We start from the raw sequence: 19536 nt of genomic DNA, 5'->3' as shown, positions 1-19536 counted from the left end.
ACCCCATGATTTTCAACGAACTTCAGCAATTTCGCCAAACGTTGTATGCCAGCTTGGGAAACGCCAGAGATGCCCTGTTTGATCTGATGGATGCCGTGTTAGTGAGTGCGTGCATCGTGTCGTTTGTGAGGCTATCGCAGAGTCCTGTCTTTCGTCGCCAGTGGTCGAGCACCTATGAAGCGTTGCGCGATAGCCGCCTACCCCGATCAAAGGTGCTGAAGCTGTTGGTGCAGCAGATACCGACTCAGCAGCAACCGTTGTTGGCAGGTGATGCGAGTCGGTGGAACCGTCCTGCTGCCAGGCGTTTGAAAGACCGCACCTTATCAGGCAGAACAGGACATGCCCCGATAGCCGGACAAAACTACAGTACCTTAGCCTGGATTGCTGAAGACAGGGGCAGTTGGGCATTACCATTGCGGCATGAGCGCATCACCAGCTTTGAAACACCCGCCAGTAAAGCGGCATTCCAACTCAAACAAGTGACTCGGCAGTTAGCGGTGCGTCCGTTGGCGATCTACGACCGAGGGTACGGCAATGCCAGTTTTGTCAACCAAACGGCAGGGATTGAGGCAGACTTGCTGCTGCGGGTTACATCCAATCGATGTGTCTATGGCGCGCCCCCAGCGTATCGAGGGCGAGGCGCACCTGCCAAGCATGGACATAAGATGAAACTCAATGACCCTGACACTTGGAGTGTCCCGGTCGAAACCGTTGAAGTCGATGATCCCAACTGGGGACGAGTGCGGGTCAGTCGTTGGAGTGCATACCATTTCCGCAAATCCCCCAAACGGGCAATGGAAGTGTTGCGCGTGGAGGTGCTGGAGACACAGAGCAGCACGCGACGCTTGGCTCCTTTGTGGTTAGTTTGGCTGGGTGAGCAGATGCCTCCGTTAGAAACCCTGTGGTTGCACTACCTCCGTCGCTTTGCCATTGAACACTGGTATCGCTTTGCCAAGCAGAGGCTATATTGGACACATCCCCAGTTCAGTTCTGTATCGGCAACCGAACAGTGGAGCAGCCTGATGCCGTTGCTCAGTTGGCAGTTGTGGTTAGCGCGAAAGGACTGTACTGACCACCCCTTGCCCTGGCAGGCACCGCAAGAAACGTTGACTCCGGGTCGGGTCGCACAAGCGTTTGCAGGCATTTTGGCAGCGATTGGCACCCCTGCTCCTGCGCCTAAACCTCGTGGTAAATCGCCAGGACGAGGCAAGGGGCACAAGCCAACTCCTCGTCCCTGCTATCCGATGGTCAAAAAACGAGCCTCGAAACGCAAGACATCCGAACAATCCCTGAACAGTCCGGTTGCAACAGCAGCTTAACTGCGAGCAGGATTGTATCCAATTCCTTAAGTTCAACTGTTATGAACGGTTGAGCAGATTCTTTATGGCATCCTGTTGAGCATTATTGTGATGCCAGTTAGTCCAAACTAAAGTTAGTAATTGAAAATAGAGAAAACTCGGAGCAGCTAGACTTAGTTGCCGGGATGCCGGAGCGCCTGATGGCACACTAGAAGGAGAACTTCACCCTGAGCCATTCGAAAATCGAATTATATCTGCAAACGTTACCGAGTAGCTGTCGGGTGAACGTCCCTCTTAAGCCGCTTCGACCGTCATTTTGGGGCTGTCGGTCTCGACGCAGCGTCTATCAAAAACTAGCGCTGGGAATAAGACCCTTATTTGCGATTGGTTGGGAGAAAACATTCAGGGAACGGATTGGGTGAACCGATATATTGGGTGAGTTGAAAGGTTTGAGTCTTCTAGTGTAAGAAGCAGCACTTTACAGGCCATCGACAAAATTAGAGAACTTTCTTGGAAACGAGGGCGATCGCCCGCTGTAATTGGGTGTTTTTACGATTACACTCTCGGCACAAAAACATCAAATCAGGGCACAAATCAGGGCACGCTGTGGGTTGCTGCGGCTGGAATTTGAGAAAGAGAAAAACTATTGCTCATCCTGAGCCTCTTCAGTCTCATCTTCGCCGGGCAAGAGGGCGGGAATGAGGGTAGTAATGGACTCGGTTTTGGCAAGCTTGAGCAGTTTTTCGCCGCTCGTCGTGCCGCTGGGGAAGGACTCGGCAGGAAGGCGGGCGAGGCGATCGCCACTGGTCAGCACAGTTACCATCGTCCCGTCGTAGGCCGGCACCAGCCCCACCACCGCATCCGTCTTGGCCACAAACTGGAGCGCCTGACCCAAGTCCCCACGATTCGCCAGACGCAGGCTCCGCACGGGCAGCCGCTTGCCCATGCCCTGGCGCGAAATCAGCAGGATCTCGTCGTCCGCCGTCAGCGCAACGCAGCCCGCCAGGGTTTCCTGCTTGCCCAAGCGAATAGCCTGCAAGCCTTGTGCAGTGCGGCTTTGCACCGGAAGCTGGTCTTCGTTGATTTCAAACCGCAGCATCCGTCCGCCTGCGGTCGCTAGCACAAGCTGTTCGCCCTCAGCCGCCAGCAGCGCGATTTGCAGCGTGTCGCCGTCTTTCAGCTTCAGGGCCGTCAGCCCTCGCCCAGTTAGGTTCGTAAACTCCGCCAGCGGCACCCGCTTGATCCGCCCCTGGGCCGTCAGCATCACCAAATCTAGGCTTTCCAAAAACTCTGGAGCCAGCACAAACTGCGCCACAATCGCATCGTCTCCGGTCTGCGCTCCCGGCGGCAGCAGCGTCACCAAGGGCGTTCCTCGCGACTGGCGCGAGGTGGGGGGAATATCGCCCACCTTAAGCGTGTAGGCCTTGCCGCTGCGAGTCAGCACGAGCAATTCTTGGGTGGTCAGGGCCGACTCGGTTTGCAGGGCGGGGTCTTCGCTGTCGATCAGCGTTTTGGGCGGAGTGTCTTCTTGTTTAGCCTGCTGACGCTCAAAGGCTTTGGGTGTGAAGCGGCGCACGTAGCCGCGCTGGGTAAACTCCAGCACCACTTCTTCCTCAATCACTTCTTCAGCAATTTCGGCCAGGGTTTCGGCTTCCTCGGCCCGCTCGGTTTCGGTTTGCAGGCGGGTGCGGCGCGGGTCGGCAAACTTTTTCTTGAGGGTCCGCAGGTCTTTTTTCAGAGATTTCATCAGCTCCCGGCGGTTGCTCAGGAGGGTGCGGAGTTCCTGCATTCGGGCGGCGGTTTCGTCGTACTCGGTCTGGAGTTTTTGCTGTTCTAGCCCGGTGAGGCGACGCAGCGGCATAGAGAGGATGGCATCACACTGGCGATCGCTAAAGTCGAACTCTTCTCGAAACTGGATCTTGGCCGCGCCGCCGTCGGGCGCGTTTCGCAAAATTTCAATCACCCGATCCAAATTTGCCAGCGCCCGCAGCAGCCCTTCTAGGATGTGAATGTGGCTTTCTGCCTTGTCTAGCTCATAGCTGTATTGGCGGGTGAGGGTTTCTTCGCGGAAGGCGAGGAACTGTTGCAATAGCTCCCGCAGCGGCATCTGGCGCGGTTGCCCGTCGGCCAGCGCCAGAAAAATTGCGCCAAAGTTGCTTTGCAGTGGGGTCATCTTATAAAGCTGGTTCAGCACCCGCTGGGGGTTGGCTTCGCGCTTGAGTTCAATGACCACGCGCATCCCGTCGCGATCGCTCTCGTCGCGAATGTCTTGAATGCCCTCGATCCGCGTCTGGTTCACCAAATCGGCAATTTTCTCGATCCAGGCGGCTTTGTTGACTTGGAAGGGCAGTTCTGTGACGACGATGGCGGTGCGGCGATGGCGACCCCGTCCCGGCTGAATTTCTTCAAACTGGGCAATGCCGCGCATGGCGATGCTGCCGCGCCCGGTGGTGTAGGCATCGCGGATTCCCTCCGTGCCCACGATTTCGCCGCCTGTGGGAAAGTCGGGGCCAGGAATCAGCGCAAAAAGCTGGTCATCGGGCAGGTCGGGGTTGTCGATCAGCGCCACTAGCCCGTCCACCACTTCGCCCAGGTTATGGGGCGGGATGTTGGTCGCCATGCCCACGGCGATGCCAGACGACCCATTCAGCAGCAGCGTCGGCAACTGGGCTGGCAGCACGACGGGTTCCTGCTGCGAGTTGTCGAAGTTGGGGATGAAATCGACCGTGGCTTCGCCAATTTCCGTCAGCAGCGCCTCGTGGCTGATAGCGGCAAGGCGCGTTTCGGTGTAGCGCATGGCGGCGGGCGGGTCGTCGTCTACGGAGCCAAAGTTGCCGTGGCCGCCCAGTAGCGGATAGCGACTGGAAAAATCCTGCACCATCCGCACCAGCGCGTCATACACCGCCTGGTCGCCGTGGGGGTGATATTTACCCAGTACGTCCCCCACCACGCGGGCGCACTTGCGGAAGGGGCGATCGGGCGTTAGTCCCAGTTCGTGCATGGCGTAGAGGATGCGGCGATGCACAGGCTTTAGCCCGTCGCGCACGTCCGGCAGCGCCCGCCCCACGATGACGCTCATCGCGTATTCGAGATAGGATTGCTGCACTTCGGTATGCAGCGCTGTGGCCACCACTTGGCCGGCGGAGAGGTTGAGCTGTCTAGCCATGAGCGTGTTTAAGGACTAAAAGGCAGGTGAAACGAGCGAGAGAACAGGGGCGTAAGCGATGCCCGAAACCCAACCATAGCGCTAATTTCGCATTTATCAGCAGCATTACTGAATTGCAGAGAATCTGCAAGTAGAGCGCAGGCTTGGGGGCGATGGGGGAATCTGCTGGAGCGAATTAACCGAGGGGGATGGGAAGACGGGGCGATCGCCATCATTGCCAGCTAGACTTTTGTGAAATGCTTTGTGAGATGCTATGTTCAGGTTTTATCACTCTTTTATAGTTCTTCATCATGTTTCCTTAACTGCTGGGGTAGGAGATATTTCATGCTTTTGGGTAAGGGTGAATAACGGGGAGTTAGACAATTGGTATGAAGACCGTTCTAATTGTTGAAGACGATTTAATTAACGCTCGTGTCTTTTCCAAGATTTTGACCAAGCGGGGCGGGCTAGAAGTTCGCCATACCGAGAATGTGGATGAGGTCATGGAGATTGCCACGGCGCGAGCGGCGGACATCATTTTGATGGACGTGTCGCTGTCGCACAGCGTCTATCAAGGCAAGCCCGTGGACGGCATTAAGATTACCCAAATGCTGAAGGCTGATCCCAAAACGGCGGATTTGCCGATTATCCTGGTTACGGCTCATGCGATGGAGGGCGATCGCGAGAATTTCCTGAAGCAGAGCGGAGCCGACGACTATATCTCCAAGCCCGTGGTGGATCACCAGCGGTTTGTTGAGCAAATCATGTCGCTGCTGCCCCAAGAGTAATTTGATTCTAGTACATTTGTATGAACTTGCCGCTCCCGCATTCGCAGAGGCGGCTTTTTGTGGGGCGGGGTTCTGCGGCAGGTAGCGCTTTCCAAGCCAGCAATCCTTGGGGGATGCTTTTCCCAAAAATCCCCGCTTGGGGGATTGAAGCGCGTCCCCCAAACCCCCTCCGACTTGGCGATCGGCGGTGAAACTGAGAAACAGCGCAGCAGGTGCGGTCGGCGGATCGCTCAGATTGCCGCCCTGATTACCCCCTAGAGGATGTTTGTGCTGAAAGGGGCAACTTGTCGTGGGAACTTCTGTTTGAGTAGAGAAATCCTAAAATCTATCTGCAAAGCCAATCAAGAAAGTCAATCCCACGACAAATCGTGAAATTTCGACAGTTCTACTCCGCTTTCCTGCAATCAACTCCTTTTTCGGTCTTTCCTGCCAGCGTTTTCACAGCTTTTCAACGGCGGACGTTTCGCTCCTGGCGCACGAGGCTAACCGCGCTGGGCCTGGCGCTGTCTATGCTGCTTCACTTGCCGCTGGGCGGGATGGCCCAGGCTGCGCTGCCCACCACGGAACTGCGGGGCGTTTGGCTTACTAACATCGACAGCGATGTGCTGTTTTCGAGCGATCGCCTCTCGGAGGGACTCCGCCGCCTTTCCCGCCTCCACTTCAACACGATCTATCCCACTGTCTGGAACTGGGGCTACACGCTGTATCCCAGCGCCACGGCCGAGCGCGTCATTGGGCGACGGGTAGACCCCCACTCCGGGTTGCAGCAACGCGATATGCTCGCTGAAGCCGTGCAGCAGGGACATCGCCTGGGCATGGCCGTGGTTCCCTGGTTCGAGTTTGGCTTTATGGCCCCGGCAGATTCGGAACTGGCGCGACGGCATCCCGACTGGCTGACGCAGCGGCGCGACGGCTCTCAGGTGGTCATGGAAGGGATCTGGCCCCGCGTCTGGATGAACCCATTCCATCCGCAGGTGCAGGAATTCATCTTGAGCTTAATTGCCGAACTCGCCGCCAACTATGAAATCGATGGGCTGCAACTGGACGATCACTTTGGGCTGCCCGCCGAACTGGGCTATGACCCCTACACCATCCGGCTCTACCAGCAGGAGCATCAGGGCCAGTCGCCGCCCGCCAATCCCTACGATGCTGAGTGGACACGTTGGCGAGCCAGCCGCATCTCTGCCATCATGGTGCGCCTGTTTGAAACCGTGAAATCCTACCGCCCCGACTGCCTGGTGGCCCTGTCGCCCAACACCCAGGACTACGCCTATCGCCACTATCTGCAAGACTGGAAGACCTGGGAGCGGCGCGGCTATGTAGAAGAACTGATCATTCAAATCTATCGGGATAACCTGTCCAGCTTTGCAGCCGAACTCAGCCGCCCCGAAATCGTCGAAGCCCGGAGCCACATCCCCGTTGCCATTGGCATCCTAGCCGGACTCAAAGATCGTCCTGCCCGCCCAGAGGTAATCCGCCAGCAGGTCTTTGCCGTTCGGCAGCAGGGCTTTGCGGGTGTGTCGTTCTTCTTCTACGAAATGCTACATGGGCGCGATCGCACGCTCCGCACGCTATTTCCCAGACCCGCTCAGCGGCCGAGGGTGGGGTGATGGGGGAGAGGCGAAAAAATGAAGAACGAAGAACGAAAAATGAAGAACGAAAAACGGACTCTCTTCGTTCTTCGTTCTTCCCTCTTCGTTCTTCCCTCTTTTCCCTCTCCGTCGCCCTAACCTCCCGACTGCCGAATCTGCGCCAGCGTCTCGCGCATCCGGGGAAGCTGGAGGAATCGTCGGGTTTGCTCAATCAGGCGATCGCCCCACAGGTTTTCCCGCAAAAAGTCGATCTCGGCGTAGCGATCGTCCAGGTTGAGGGCGGCTTCGCCCATCGCCAGCGCTTCTTCCTGCTTGCCCTGCACAAACAGCGCCACAGCGACCGCGAGTTGCGGCTCGGCTTGCGTTCCGTCGATGGCGATCGCCTCGCGCCATTTTTCCAGCGCCCCGTCGATGTCGCCCATTTCATACAGCACCAGCCCGATGTTGTTGATGGACGGCCAAAAATCTTCCTGAAGCTCGACCGACTTTTCGTAGCTCTCGATCGCGTCGGCGTAGCGCTTTTGCATATAGTAGGCATTGCCCAGGTCAAACCAGGCACCGGGTTCGTCTGCCTTCAGCGCCAGCCCTTTTCGCAGGTATTCGGCGGAGCGGGCATAGTTCTCGGCGCGAAAATAGGCCGTGCCCAGGGCAAACAAGATCGCCGGGTCTTCTCGGCTAAGGGACTCAGCCTTGAGTAGGGGGGCGATCGCCTTGTCGCCCTGGCCCACTTGCAGATACAGACTGCCCAGCAGCGCCCACACCTGCCCATTTTGCGGCACAAGCTGCGTCGCCAACTGCGCCCGAATCAGCGCCAGTTCATACTGCTGAAACTGCGCGAGTTGCGCCGCTTCCTGCGCCAGACTCAGCCCCTGCTGCTCCATGCGGGCATAGTCCAACTGGGGCACATGGGGAATCAACGCCTGGGCGATCGCCGGACGCGCCCAAAACCCTGCACCCAACACAAACGGCAGAGCCAAGAGAGGAAAACGCTTCAACACCATCAATTTCAGCTTCAGCAAGGTTAATTCCAGCACTATCGTTAAATACTGAGCATAGCTTAGACGATGACTCGACAGATCGCCAAAAGAAATCACTAAAAGAAATCGCCGAAATCACGCCTTATCATTTCGATATTTTGGCGCTCAGTTTCAGTGCATACGCTCCTTGCAGTCAATAGTCCGGACAATTGCTCCCGCATGAGAGGCGACAAGTGGAGTCGGCCCTGCGGGAGCAATGCCTTTTAATTAACTTAATTAACTTAATTAACGGACTTAATTGACGGATTGCAGCACTGGCACATCCTGGCGGCGAACGCGGATCTGTCCGTCGTCGTCCAGATCAACAATAGCTGTGTCGCCTGCGCGGATTTCGCCCGTCAGCATTCCCTCCGCCAGCGCGTCCTCCAGCAGGCGGGTGACGGCTCGGCGCATGGGTCGCGCTCCGTAGGCAGGGTCATAGCCCTCCGCCAGCAGCCGTTCTTTGACGGCATCGGTGACGATGAGCGCCATGCCCTGTTCGCTGAGACGCTGATTCACCTCGCGGATCATCAGGTCGGCCACCTGCGTCACCTCGTCGCGAGTGAGCGGGCGGAAGACGATGATTTCGTCCAATCGGTTCAGCAACTCAGGGCGGAAGGACTGCTTTAGCTCGTCGTTGATGCGATCGCGCATCCGGGTATACTGCGAGTCGCCTTCGCCCAGATCAAAGCCCAGCCCGCTGCCGCCTTTTTGGATGGCGCGAGAACCGATGTTGGAGGTGAAGATGATCAGCGTGTTCTTAAAGCTGACCGTGCGCCCCTTAGAATCCGTCAGGCGACCGTCTTCCAGCAGTTGCAGCAGGATGTTGAATACGTCGGGATGGGCCTTTTCGATTTCATCGAACAGCACCACCGTATAGGGCTTGCGGCGGACGGCTTCCGTCAGTTGACCGCCTTCGTCGTAGCCCACGTAGCCTGGGGGCGAACCGACCAGCTTCGACACCGTATGCGGCTCCATAAATTCCGACATATCCAGTCGGATCATCGCCTCCTCTGACCCGAAGATGGCCGCCGCCAGCGCCTTGGTTAGCTCTGTCTTGCCCACGCCTGTCGGCCCAGAGAAGAACAGGCTGGCAATGGGCCGATCCAGATCCTTCAGCCCCACGCGCGATCGCCGGATGGCCCGTGCTGCGGCCTTCACCGCCTCATCTTGCCCAATGACTCGCTCGTGCAGCCGTTCCTCCAGATGCAGCAGCGAGATAGATTCCGATTCCGTCAGCTTGTTTACCGGAACGCCTGTCCAGGATTCGACCACCTGGGCAATATCCTCGGCAGTGACCGTTGGCGAGGGGGCAGGAAGAGCAGGGGAACCAGGAAGAGAGGAGGGTTCAATCATCCCCACCGCCTGATCCCGGACTCCTGCACCCTGCCCCCTGATCTGTGCCTCTAGCTCGCGCTGGCGATCGCGCAGTTGGGTGGCTTTGTCAAAGTCCTGCTCTTGCACAGCGGCGTTTTTCTCAGCGAGGACGCGGCGTAGCTCCTGCTTCAGCTCCCGCGTAGGAGCCTGGGCCGAATAGCGGAAGCGGACACGGGAGCCAGCCTCATCGATCAGGTCGATGGCCTTGTCCGGCAGGAAGCGATCGGTAATGTAGCGATCGCTCAGGGTGGCCGCTGCGGCCAGCGCTTCGTCCGAAATCAGCAGGTTGTGATGCTGCTCGTAGCGCTGGCGCAGACCCCGCAAAATCTCCACCGTTTCCAGCACCGTTGGCGGTTCTACCATCACAGGCTGAAAGCGGCGTTCGAGCGCAGCATCCCGCTCGATATGCTTGCGATATTCGTCTAGCGTAGTGGCACCGATGCACTGCAACTCGCCCCGCGCCAAGGCAGGCTTCAGCAGGTTGGCCGCGTCCATGCCGCCCTCTAGCGAACCTGCGCCCACCAGGGTATGAATTTCATCGATCACCAGGATGACGTTTCCTGCCTCGCGCACCTCCTGCATGATTTGCTTGAGGCGTTCTTCAAAGTCGCCCCGGAAGCGGGTTCCTGCCAGCAGCGTGCCCATGTCTAGGCTGATCACCTGGCGCTCTAGCAGCAGGTCGGGAACGTCTTGATTCACGATGCGCTGGGCCAGCCCCTCGGCGATCGCCGTTTTGCCCACACCTGGCTCCCCAATTAGCACCGGATTATTCTTGCTGCGGCGACCGAGAATTTGCACCACCCGCTCCACTTCTTTTTGGCGGCCCACCATCGGGTCGAGCTTGCCCTCGGCGGCTAGCTCTGTCAAGTTGGTGCCAAACTCTTGCAGCATTTTGGGCTTGCGGTTGTTGCGGCTGGAGCGCTTGGTCGTGCTGCCCACGGGCACTTCGGCCACTTCGCCCACAGCGCGAATCACCGTGGTTCGCAGTTGATCCAAATTGACACCCAGGTTTTCTAGCACCTTTGCAGCGACGCTTTCCTGTTCCTGGGCCAGGCTCAGCAGCAGATGCTCAGTCCCCACATGGCGCTGGTCGAGGCGGCGAGACTCCTGAAACGCTTGCTCAAAGACTCGTTTTGACTTGGGGGTAAAGGGAATTTCGGGCGGCACGAAGCCAGACCCGCGCCCAATAATATTTTCGACCTCGTGGCGGGCGGCCTCCACGGTCACGCCCAAATCGGTCAGCACGTCTGCTGCAATGTGGTCTTTTACCAGCAGTAGCCCCAGCAGGATTTGCTCTGTGCCAACGAAGTTATGTCCCAGCCGACGAGCTTCTTCCTGGGCTGCCATCACCACAGCGATCGCTTTTTCAGTGAAATACTCAAACATCCTCAGAACCTTGAATGAGGTTTGCCCGGTTTGCCAACTGGCTCCCCGTCAGAAGCACATGCCGCGAGTATTCAGCGGTTCATGCAGTCCCAATACTGGTGCATATGAATTTTTATGTACTCCGTAGTTCCAATGTATCCGCATTCTCGCCTCGATAGCAGGGAGGATAACCGTATCTACCCGGAGGAGTAGGGGGTTAAGGAGTTGCTTGCCCTGAAATGCGATGCCCAGCGAGATGCCCAGCGAGATGCCCAGCGAGATGCCCAGCGAGATGTCCAGCGAGTCGGAAGAGAGTTGGAGATCTAGATACTGTTTCGGTCGTCAAGGTGCAGGACAAGGGCGTGTTTTAATACCCTTCGATCCCCCTTAGCCCCCCTTAACAAGGGGGGGAACCGAGCCGAACCACTCTGAAAGTCCCCCTTAATGAGGGGGATTTAGGGGGATCGACTCAAGGCAACCAGCGACTTAGAAAGTTTTAAGACACTGCCTAGGACCTGACTGCCTGACACATCTCTGGAAACCCCTGATTTCTCGTAGGGGACGCTGGCCCAAAAGCTCCTCTGACCAAGCCCTCCGGCTCCAACTCAGGAGCTATGGGCTTCGATCCCAAGACAACGAATTTTCTGGGCTTTCGGGACTTGTGTCAGGCAACCAGGCCTAGGACTCTTTCGGAACTATTCAACCTTGTGAATCGTACTGAAGTAAAAGGGGGCACAAAACCTCCCTTTGGATAGAAATCGGGTGCGGTAGACCGTCCGTGGCGCGGTGCGGTCTGGGTTCGGTCTGCGGGAAACCCATCCAATTTGGGCAACATTCCACACCTGCAAAACCCTCGTCATGCCTGGGCTAGGGCTAGATACTGTTATTCATTCACTATTCACTTGTGATTCATTCGCGATTCATTCGCGAGTTGCGATCGCCTAAGACTGGGGCCAATGCTCGACAATTCCAATCCTGTCCGCTGACTTTTTCTGATCTCTCTGACATCTTTTGCTGACATCTTTTCTCCTATCTATCTCCGAGGCTCTCATCATGTTCCAACCCACCCATCTACTGGTTTCGCGCTCTCGCAAAACCCCCGTCCAACTCATACCCGGTGCCAATGGGCTAATGCTGCTCACCGAGACGGAATTTAACGCCGGAACGGAGGCAGCGTTTGAAATGCGCCCTCGTCTGGGGATCTTTTGTAAAGGTGTGCCCCTGGTGGGCTATAGCCTGCAACCCATGCCTGCGTCTGTGCCTGCTGCGCCCAGCGCGTCTGCGGTTAGCCCCGCCTGCTAGGGACAGCAATCGGATCGATTCTGGATTGTGGATTTGAGATTTTGGATTGCCCGCAAAGCGTCTGCGGGGCTGTCAGCAATTTCATTCATAGCTCTGGCCAGGAAAATTAACATCGGGGCATGGACTAAGCTTGACTGGCTGGGTCTATCTTTCATAGACTATGCCAACCCAAAGCCCCCTAAAGTGTGCGCTGTGAGCAATATGCCTGTGATGCCACCGCAAGTTGGATTGTCTCTAGTTTCTCTGCTGCTTGGCCTGCTGGTTGGTACAGTGGCGATTCCCACAGGGATCGCCTCGCGAATCGCCCAAACCCCGGCTCCAGAGGTTTCCCCAGAGACTACGCCGGATGCTACACCAGAATTGCCATCGGAATCGTCACCCGATCTACCGCCCGAACTGCCCCCCGACGACCCCCAGGCCCAGGCCTCCGTCAGCGGCGCGGTCGTCTCGCTCCAGCGCAGCGCCCTCCCAACCAATGCCATTCTTAGCGTGCAACTGCTGGATCTGACGCGGGCCAGTGCGTCTACTGTGGTGCTAGCAGAGCAGACGATTCGCACCAACGGGCGACAGATGCCGCTGAATTTTGAAATTCTCTACGATCCAGCGCTGATTCAGGACAATCACCGCTACGCCGTTCGCGCCCGCGTTCTGATCGATGGGGCGCTCGCCCTGACCAGTCCCCAGACCTATCCCGTCATCACCGGGGGCAATCCGAGTCGGGTCGAGGTGCGGGTAGAGCCAGTAAGGTGAGGGAAAAGGGAAAAGGGAAAAAAAGAAAAACGAAAATCGAAGAACGAAAACCGAAACCTCTTCCTTCTTCGTTCTTCCTTTTTTCCCTACGTGTTCATCCGCTCGTAGATTGCCGAAGCCGAGGGCGAGTAGCGCGTCAGGTAGGAGAAAATCCAGAACTTGATGCAGGAATCAATAAACACGGGCACTGTGGCGATAAAGCCGTTGATAAAGACCTTGCTTTCGGGCAGGCCAAAGTGATGAAACACGCCTTCGAGGATGACTTCCCAGCCCTCGGCAGAGTGGAACCCGACGAAAATATCCGTTACCAGGATAAACAGGAACACTTTCGCGGGGTCGCTGAGGGTGAGGAAGGTGCGGTTGGTAAAGTTGCCCAATAGCCGGAGGCGATCGCGCCCAAAGTAGACCAACCCCATTAGCACCAAAATCGAGGTTAGGTCGGCCAGCACGTTTTTGAGGCCGTCAAGCTGCTTTTCGCGGGCTTCGCGCCATAGCTCGACGGCTTTTTCTTGCAGCGCCTGTTGATATTCACGAGCTTCCTCCTCGAGATCGGTGCGGAGTTCGGGCAAGTTGGGCAGGTCAGTTGTCACGATGATGCCACGCGATGGGCTGCCGTGGGCCATCCCTGGAGCTATGCCGGGCGATCGCCCATCGAGCTGGTGGGCAGGCTCGGTCGGTGGCCGTCTAGAGGCAACGGTCAACACATCAGCAGAGGAGCGCATTAGGGTTTTATCTTCAATCGCTTGGTTGAAAAAGGAGCGGTTGCGTTGCCAAAAAGGAGCCTGCGATTGTTCTGCGACAGGTGGCTGATAGTTTTTCAGCAAGTGCCGAATTTCTAGGGCTTCTCGATATTCACTAAATTTAGCGAGAAATTCTTCTTCGATTTCTGTGCTGAGTTCGACGGCAGAGGGATGGCGATCGCTGTAACTACCTAGCAGTGGTTCAAATATCAAATTTTTGGTTAGTACCTGCGTCAGCAGGGGTAGCAGCAACAACACCGCTAGCCAGCGCAGGGCGATACGGTTTTGCTTGCGGCGCAGGCGCAGTTCGGTGACAATTTCCTGCTCCGAGGGTGGGCTTAGTTCTTTGCTCAATTCCTTACCGATAGAAGACAGCCGATTCAGGATTGAGTCAGAACTGTCTGTTTCGCCAGAGTGCATAGGCGGCAGCGGTTTGGACCCAGAGACTTTACCGCGGCTAGTTCGCAAATCTTTGGTCAGCTTGCCGGGTTCTGGAGCGGCAATAGTCGTATCAGCCATTGTTTCATCCCCCGCTTCTGCCGCTATTTGATCAAGCATGTTGTCCAAATCGCGATATTTGCCGATAACTCGCTCGATAAAGCCCAGTTTTTCCAAAATTTGCTGTTCCTGAGCAGTCGGTACAGCAGATTCGGGGGTGACATCGGTATTTTGCAAAAAGCTGCTCAGGCGAAATCGGGTAAGGTTTGCCCGCACGCGCAGCAGTTGGCGATCGCGCTTTGTTTTGACGTAATCAAACACCGTCTTGCTGAGGTCGGCGCGAAAAGCGATGCGATCGCCCCCAAAGTATTGACGTTCTAGCTCCTGAATTTGCAGCGCGCCGCGATAGGCCTCATCGAGCGATCGCAGTTGGTTTTGCACCAGCCAGCGGTTGATCTGATTGGCTCCCGCAGCCCACCATTGCTTGTCATTACTCATCCGCGAATGCTTGTCTACTTATCTAGGTGATTTTCAAAACTGATTCACAAACTGGCTAATGTTGGCCCACAAGCTTGTTTATAGGCCGGTTTACAGGCTGGTTTTGCGACTTTGCAATCCTGCCTGCATTCCATCAATCTGCCATCCAATTTTGAAAAAGTCTGTTCACACCCGCAAAGACTTCATAATTTAGCCTGCTCATGTGGTCTGCCCTGGTCTAACCTGATAAAAAGCGTTCCGCAGGTGTGATCACCCTTTACACTTTCAAATAAGCAGAAATCGAGATGCGAAATCGCAAATGTGCTGTTTGGGAGGCTTGGCGGAATGAAGTTGGTGGAACTGCTGCGGGCGCTGCCGGAAAGCCTGCAACTGCCGGAACATGGGGCGCTGAACGCTGAGGTAACAGGGCTGGCGACGAATTCTCACGCCTGCAAGCCTGGTGATCTGTTCATTGGGATGCCGGGGACGCGGGTGGACGGGGGCGAATTTTGGCAGAGTGCGCTGGCGGCAGGGGCGATCGCCGCTGTGGTGTCCGAAAACGCTGTGCAGAAAAAACCGCCCACCGCCGACGACTGCATCATTCCCGTGGCGAACGTGGCGCGGGCATCGGCGCGGCTGGCGGCGGCGTTCTACGGCTACCCGGCTCAGGCGATGAAGCTGATCGGCGTGACGGGCACCAACGGCAAAACCACCACCACCCACCTGATCGAGCATTTTCTGGCGCAGGCGCAGTTGCCCGTAGCGCTGTTGGGTACGCTTTACACCCGCTGGCGGGGGCATCAGCAGACGGCGCTGCACACCACGCCCTTTGCGCTGGAACTTCAGGGACAACTGGCGGCGGCAAGGGCGGCGGGGTCGGAATATGCCGTGATGGAAGTCAGTTCCCACGCGCTGGCCCAGGGGCGCGTGCTGGAGTGTCCCTTTGAGGTGGCAGTGTTTACCAACCTGACGCAGGATCACCTCGACTATCACAAAGATATGGAGGACTATTTCTCCAGCAAGGCGCTGCTGTTTAGCCCCGGCTATCTGCAAGGGCGGGCCGTGGTGAATCTGGACGACCCCTACGGGAAGCGGCTGGCGGCAGGGCTGGCGGGTCAGTCGGTTTGGACCTATAGCACGCAAGATTCTAGTTCAGATCTGTGGACGAGCGATCTGGTGTATGAGCCTGCGGGCGTGCGGGGCTTGCTGCATACGCCGCTGGGCGACGTGCCGTTTGCCTCGCCGCTGGTGGGCCAGTTTAACCTGGCAAATTTGCTGGCGGCGGTGGGTGCGGGGCTGCATCTGGGTCTGGATTTAGAGGCGATCGCCCAGTCCCTTTCCACTTTCCCCGGTGTGCCCGGCCGCGTCGAGCAGGTGCAGGTGTCCCCCTCGCAGGATATCAGCGTGATTGTGGACTATGCCCACACTCCGGACAGTTTGGAGAACTTGCTGAAAGCGTCGCGTCCGTTTATCCAGGGGCGGATGATCTGCGTGTTTGGCTGCGGCGGCGATCGTGATCGCACCAAGCGGCCCAAAATGGGGGCGATCGCCGCTGAGCTGGCGGATTGGGTCGTGGTCACCTCGGACAATCCCCGCACCGAAGACCCAGAGCGGATCTTGCAAGATGTGGTGGCGGGCATTCCGGCCAGCGTGAGTCCAACGGTGATGGGCGATCGCGCTGCCGCCATCCGCAAAGCCATTCTGGAGGCGCAGCCCGGTGACGGCGTGCTAATTGCAGGCAAGGGTCATGAGGATTACCAGATTCTTGGCACAGAAAAAGTTCACTTTGACGACCGCGAACAGGCTCGTGTAGCCCTGATGGAGCGGCTTTCGCTCAATCCTGCCTAGCCCTGAAAAATTCAGCCCGAAAAATTCAGCCCAAAAAATCTAGCCTAAATTAGCCCCAAAAATCTAACGCAAGAGGGTCGCCAAGCCATGTTCTAACCCCCATACTCCTGATCATCAGCCTTTTCTTTAATAAACTGGAAATTAGCCAGAGCCATTGACTTAGGACTTACGCAGTTGGATGATTTCTCGCGGGCGCAGCCCGCGAGAAATCATCCAAAACCCAAAACGTTTAATCGCAAGTGCGTACGTCCTATGACTTATTCGCGATTGACTAGTTCAACGTCAGGGAATTTAGACTGTGGGGCGCTGCTGCTCCGCTCTGCTTGGAGACGACTCCGATCTGGTTGGAGATGCTCCAATGCATCTAGTGCTTACCCCATAGAATTTCACCCCCATGAAATCGCCACGCTCCTCCGAAGCCTCGCTCTATGAACTAGCCCTCAGTTCTGAGCGTCCTCTGCATCCGCTCCAGGTTAGCCCCACGACGTTCAAGTCGATGCTGACGGCCATTCTCGATCTGCTGATCGAAGAACATTTGCCCGCGACGCTCTGGCTCAAGTTTCCCAAGGGCGACACCTGGGAGTCGGAAATTACTCGCTATTGCACGGCGGCGACCGCGCCCTATACGCTCTATACCCTCGGCAATAGCCAGGGCGATTTGGCAGAGGCCGCAACGCCAGCATCGTCTGGGCACCTGTCGCACCTGGATCAGGTGTCTGATCTGACGGCTGCCGAACTGGCGGGCCTGGTAGACAGCCCCGCTGCGGATTCTCCAGTTTTGACGCATCAGCCGCAACCGACCTCGCTGAATGTGGCGGCCCAGTCTCAGCGCGTTGTTCTGCCGCTGGGAACCGAGAGCCAGTTTAAGCGGGAGTATCTGCTGCTAGTGATGACGGAGGAGTTTTGCGGACTGATTCTGGCCCATCGGCCGCGCTCGGTGCGCCCGTCCAAGCCAGATAGTAGCCCGCCGGAGCGGCCGCTCTGGCTCGAAGAGTTATCCCCCAACTCTGATGAAGACATAGAGCGGCGACATCCGCTGCTGGCGATTTATACGTTTGAATCGGACACGATTTGCCGGGTGCTAGAGGGCATTCATCAGGCGATCGCCCCTGCCGAGGCTCCTGAGGCGGTTCGGGCTGATTTGGAGTCCCTGGTGAAGCACTGGGAGGAGTGGGTGCTAACGGCTGCTAACATTACGCCGAATACCCGAATTGTTGGGCAACTGCTGGCCAAGCAACTGCAAATTCAAGAAGAAATGTGGCACAGCACCGCGATTTATCGGCGACAGGCAGAAATCGCCACCGGGCTGCAAATGGAGAATGAGGAACTGCAAAACGCGATTCGCCTGAAGGACGAGTTTTTGAAAACCGTCGGGCAAGAACTGCGAACGCCGCTGGCCACGATGAAAACTGCGCTGAGCTTGCTCAATTCCCCCAGCCTGAAGCCGCCGCAGCGCCAGCGCTATATGGACATGCTGACCCACGAGTGCGATCGTCAGAGTTCGCTAATTACCAGCGTGCTAGAGCTGGTGCAACTGGAAAATATGGACGATACAGCGGTGACGCAGCCGCTGCGCCTGTCGGATGTAGTTCCGGGCATCGTCAGCACCTACCAGCCCCTCGCCCAGGAAAAGGGCATTTTGCTGGCTTACACGGTTCCGCAGGATCTGCCTGCTGTGTCCTGTACGGTTCCCTGGCTGCGGCAAATTTTGATTAACCTGCTGCACAACGGGATCAAATTTACCCCAAAGGGTGGCCGAGTGTGGGTGTTGGCAAAGCTGCAAGGCGACTATGTGCAAATTGAAGTGCGCGATACGGGCATTGGCATTGCTGCCGCCGACATTCCCAAAATCTTTGACCGCTTTTATCGGGTGCGGCAGGCGGGCAGCGGCGAGGACTCTGGCGGTGCAGGGCTGGGTCTGTCTATTGTGCAGCAGCTTTTGCTCAAGTGCGGCGGCTCGATCTCTGTGAAAAGTAAGCCCGGTGAAGGGTCTACTTTCAATGTGTTGCTTCCGGTTTATCGATAGCTATGAATAGCTGTGAATAGCCGTCAATCGCTGTCAATCAAGCTGTCAATCATCAATAGCTGTCAATCGCTGTCAATCAAATTTGGGAATGAATCGGGAACCCATCCGCTTTGTGTCCGTCTATACTGCTAGACCCTACTAGACCCTAGCTTCTGAGATCCGGCCATGGTGACGAAACTCCGATTTTCTAGCTTGAAACTCCCGATTGGCGGGCGATCGCCCCGATGGATTGGGCTGTTGGTTCTGGGTGTAGCGCTGCTGACGGGCGTGGGGGCGTTTGCCCAGACCGCAAACTTTGGCTCTGCGACCTTGGCTCCTGGCTTTAGCGCAGATGCAGGGACTCTGCGCGGACGGACAGGCGGCAGCAGTTCCCTTCCAGGCATCGTCGCCAACCGCGATAAAGACGGCAACCTCTGCCTTGGCTTTGGGTCATCTACTCCGGATCACCTGATTACGCTCCAAGGCAACTTTTCTGCTCTGACGCTGCAAGTCAATAGCAACCGCGCCGTTTCTACGCTGGTTGTGCAGGGGCCCGGCAACGTTGTCCGCTGCGCCAGCGGCAACAATCGCGCCCCAAATGCCACGCTGTCGGGAACAGATTGGGCTGGTGGCACTTATCGCGTGTGGGTCGGCTCCAATGTTTCTGGGGAACAGTTTAACTACACGCTGACGATTCGGGAGTAGGGTTTGAGGGCAGTAGGAGAAGGTTGGGGTGTTGGAGGGCTAAGCTAGGCTAGGTGCGCTATCCCTCCATCGCGTTCTTGAACCTTAAACCTAATGGCTCCTTGGCGATCGCCCCTTTCCCGCGCTCTGCATCTCAATCGTTCGCTCGTCTATGCCCGCTATGTGCAGCTTGCCACGGTGCGGCCAGACGGTCGCCCCGCCAATCGCACGGTGGTCTTTCGCGGATTTCTAGACCCCACCAATCAGCTCAAGTTCATCACCGACACACGCAGCGCCAAACCAGAGCAAATCGCTCACCAGCCCTGGGGGGAGGTCTGCTGGTATTTTCCCAAAAGCCGCGAACAATTTCGCCTGCTGGGACGGCTAACGCTGATCGATGAAATCCATCCTGATGAAGGTTTGCAACACGCCCGCCAGCAGCAGTGGCAGGCTCTCTCGGATGCAGCCCGCCTGCAATTTGCCTGGCCCCATCCCGCCCAACCACGCCGCCCCGTGGCCGAGTTTTCGCCGCCACCGCCTGACCCCACCGTGCCGCTGCCGACCTTTTGCCTGCTGCTGCTGGCTCCTGCCGAAGTGGATCACCTGCAACTGCGGGGCGACCCCCAAAGCCGCGATCGCTATTTTGAAACCAGCGACGGCTGGCAGATGGAATCGGTCAACCCCTAGCCGCTCCCAATCCCTAGCTGCTTC

The 19536-nt window shown here is 57.1% G+C and carries 13 protein-coding genes; 9 read left to right on the top strand and 4 right to left on the bottom strand.

What is annotated here, in order from left to right; genetic code table 11:
• Positions 1 to 5 precede the first annotated feature (5 nt).
• A complete protein-coding gene (locus HPC62_RS20155) occupies positions 6 to 1319 on the top strand; it encodes an NF041680 family putative transposase (RefSeq protein ID WP_172353244.1) in 1314 nt (437 codons plus the stop codon).
• Between the two features lie 622 nt (positions 1320 to 1941).
• Here the strand turns inward: HPC62_RS20155 and gyrA are convergent.
• On the bottom strand, positions 1942 to 4464 hold the full coding sequence (gyrA, locus tag HPC62_RS20150) for a DNA gyrase subunit A (RefSeq protein ID WP_172358234.1): 2523 nt from the start codon (positions 4462 to 4464) through the stop codon (positions 1942 to 1944).
• A 368-nt stretch (positions 4465 to 4832) separates the two neighbouring features.
• Here gyrA and HPC62_RS20145 point away from each other — a divergent pair, with 368 nt between their 5' ends.
• Both HPC62_RS20145 and HPC62_RS20140 read left to right on the top strand, forming a co-directional pair.
• Entirely contained in the window at positions 4833 to 5231 is a 399-nt protein-coding gene (locus HPC62_RS20145) for a response regulator (protein WP_172358233.1), read from the top strand.
• A 368-nt stretch (positions 5232 to 5599) separates the two neighbouring features.
• Positions 5600 to 6841 (top strand): glycoside hydrolase family 10 protein, encoded by a 1242-nt coding sequence (locus HPC62_RS20140; RefSeq protein WP_225910578.1) that lies wholly within the window; start codon positions 5600 to 5602, stop codon positions 6839 to 6841.
• 116 nt (positions 6842 to 6957) lie between these two features.
• On the opposite strand, the gene HPC62_RS20135 is transcribed toward HPC62_RS20140, so the two are convergent.
• Both HPC62_RS20135 and HPC62_RS20130 read right to left on the bottom strand, forming a co-directional pair.
• On the bottom strand, positions 6958 to 7821 hold the full coding sequence (locus tag HPC62_RS20135) for a tetratricopeptide repeat protein (RefSeq protein ID WP_172359079.1): 864 nt from the start codon (positions 7819 to 7821) through the stop codon (positions 6958 to 6960).
• A gap of 273 nt (positions 7822 to 8094) precedes the next feature.
• A complete protein-coding gene (locus HPC62_RS20130) occupies positions 8095 to 10602 on the bottom strand; it encodes an ATP-dependent Clp protease ATP-binding subunit (protein ID WP_172358232.1) in 2508 nt (835 codons plus the stop codon).
• A 1032-nt stretch (positions 10603 to 11634) separates the two neighbouring features.
• Here HPC62_RS20130 and HPC62_RS20125 point away from each other — a divergent pair.
• Positions 11635 to 11883, top strand: coding sequence for a hypothetical protein (locus tag HPC62_RS20125; RefSeq protein WP_172358231.1), 249 nt, complete (start codon positions 11635 to 11637; stop codon positions 11881 to 11883).
• Positions 11884 to 12093: 210 nt separating this feature from the next.
• Positions 12094 to 12633, top strand: a complete 540-nt coding sequence (locus HPC62_RS20120) for a YbaY family lipoprotein (RefSeq protein WP_172358230.1) — start codon at positions 12094 to 12096, stop codon at positions 12631 to 12633.
• An 86-nt stretch (positions 12634 to 12719) separates the two neighbouring features.
• On the opposite strand, the gene HPC62_RS20115 is transcribed toward HPC62_RS20120, so the two are convergent.
• On the bottom strand, positions 12720 to 14309 hold the full coding sequence (locus HPC62_RS20115; RefSeq protein WP_172358229.1) for a hypothetical protein: 1590 nt from the start codon (positions 14307 to 14309) through the stop codon (positions 12720 to 12722).
• A 324-nt stretch (positions 14310 to 14633) separates the two neighbouring features.
• Between HPC62_RS20115 and HPC62_RS20110 the strand changes: the two genes are divergently transcribed.
• From HPC62_RS20110 to HPC62_RS20095, 4 genes are all read left to right on the top strand, one after another.
• A complete protein-coding gene (locus HPC62_RS20110) occupies positions 14634 to 16136 on the top strand; it encodes a UDP-N-acetylmuramoyl-L-alanyl-D-glutamate--2,6-diaminopimelate ligase (RefSeq protein WP_172358228.1) in 1503 nt (500 codons plus the stop codon).
• A gap of 394 nt (positions 16137 to 16530) precedes the next feature.
• On the top strand, positions 16531 to 18162 hold the full coding sequence (locus HPC62_RS20105; protein ID WP_172358227.1) for an ATP-binding protein: 1632 nt from the start codon (positions 16531 to 16533) through the stop codon (positions 18160 to 18162).
• Between the two features lie 165 nt (positions 18163 to 18327).
• Complete coding sequence (locus tag HPC62_RS20100; RefSeq protein ID WP_172358226.1) at positions 18328 to 18846, top strand: hypothetical protein; 519 nt, start codon at positions 18328 to 18330, stop codon at positions 18844 to 18846.
• Between the two features lie 93 nt (positions 18847 to 18939).
• Positions 18940 to 19512 carry an Npun_F5749 family FMN-dependent PPOX-type flavoprotein gene (locus tag HPC62_RS20095; RefSeq protein ID WP_172358225.1) on the top strand — a complete coding sequence of 191 codons (573 nt, stop codon included), beginning with the start codon at positions 18940 to 18942 and terminating at the stop codon, positions 19510 to 19512.
• Positions 19513 to 19536: the final 24 nt, after the last annotated feature.

The sequence above is a fragment of the Thermoleptolyngbya sichuanensis A183 genome (genome assembly GCF_013177315.1).
GTDB classification, from domain to species: Bacteria; Cyanobacteriota; Cyanobacteriia; order Elainellales; family Elainellaceae; genus Thermoleptolyngbya; species Thermoleptolyngbya sichuanensis.
This window is presented reverse-complemented; position numbering and strand designations above follow the sequence as displayed.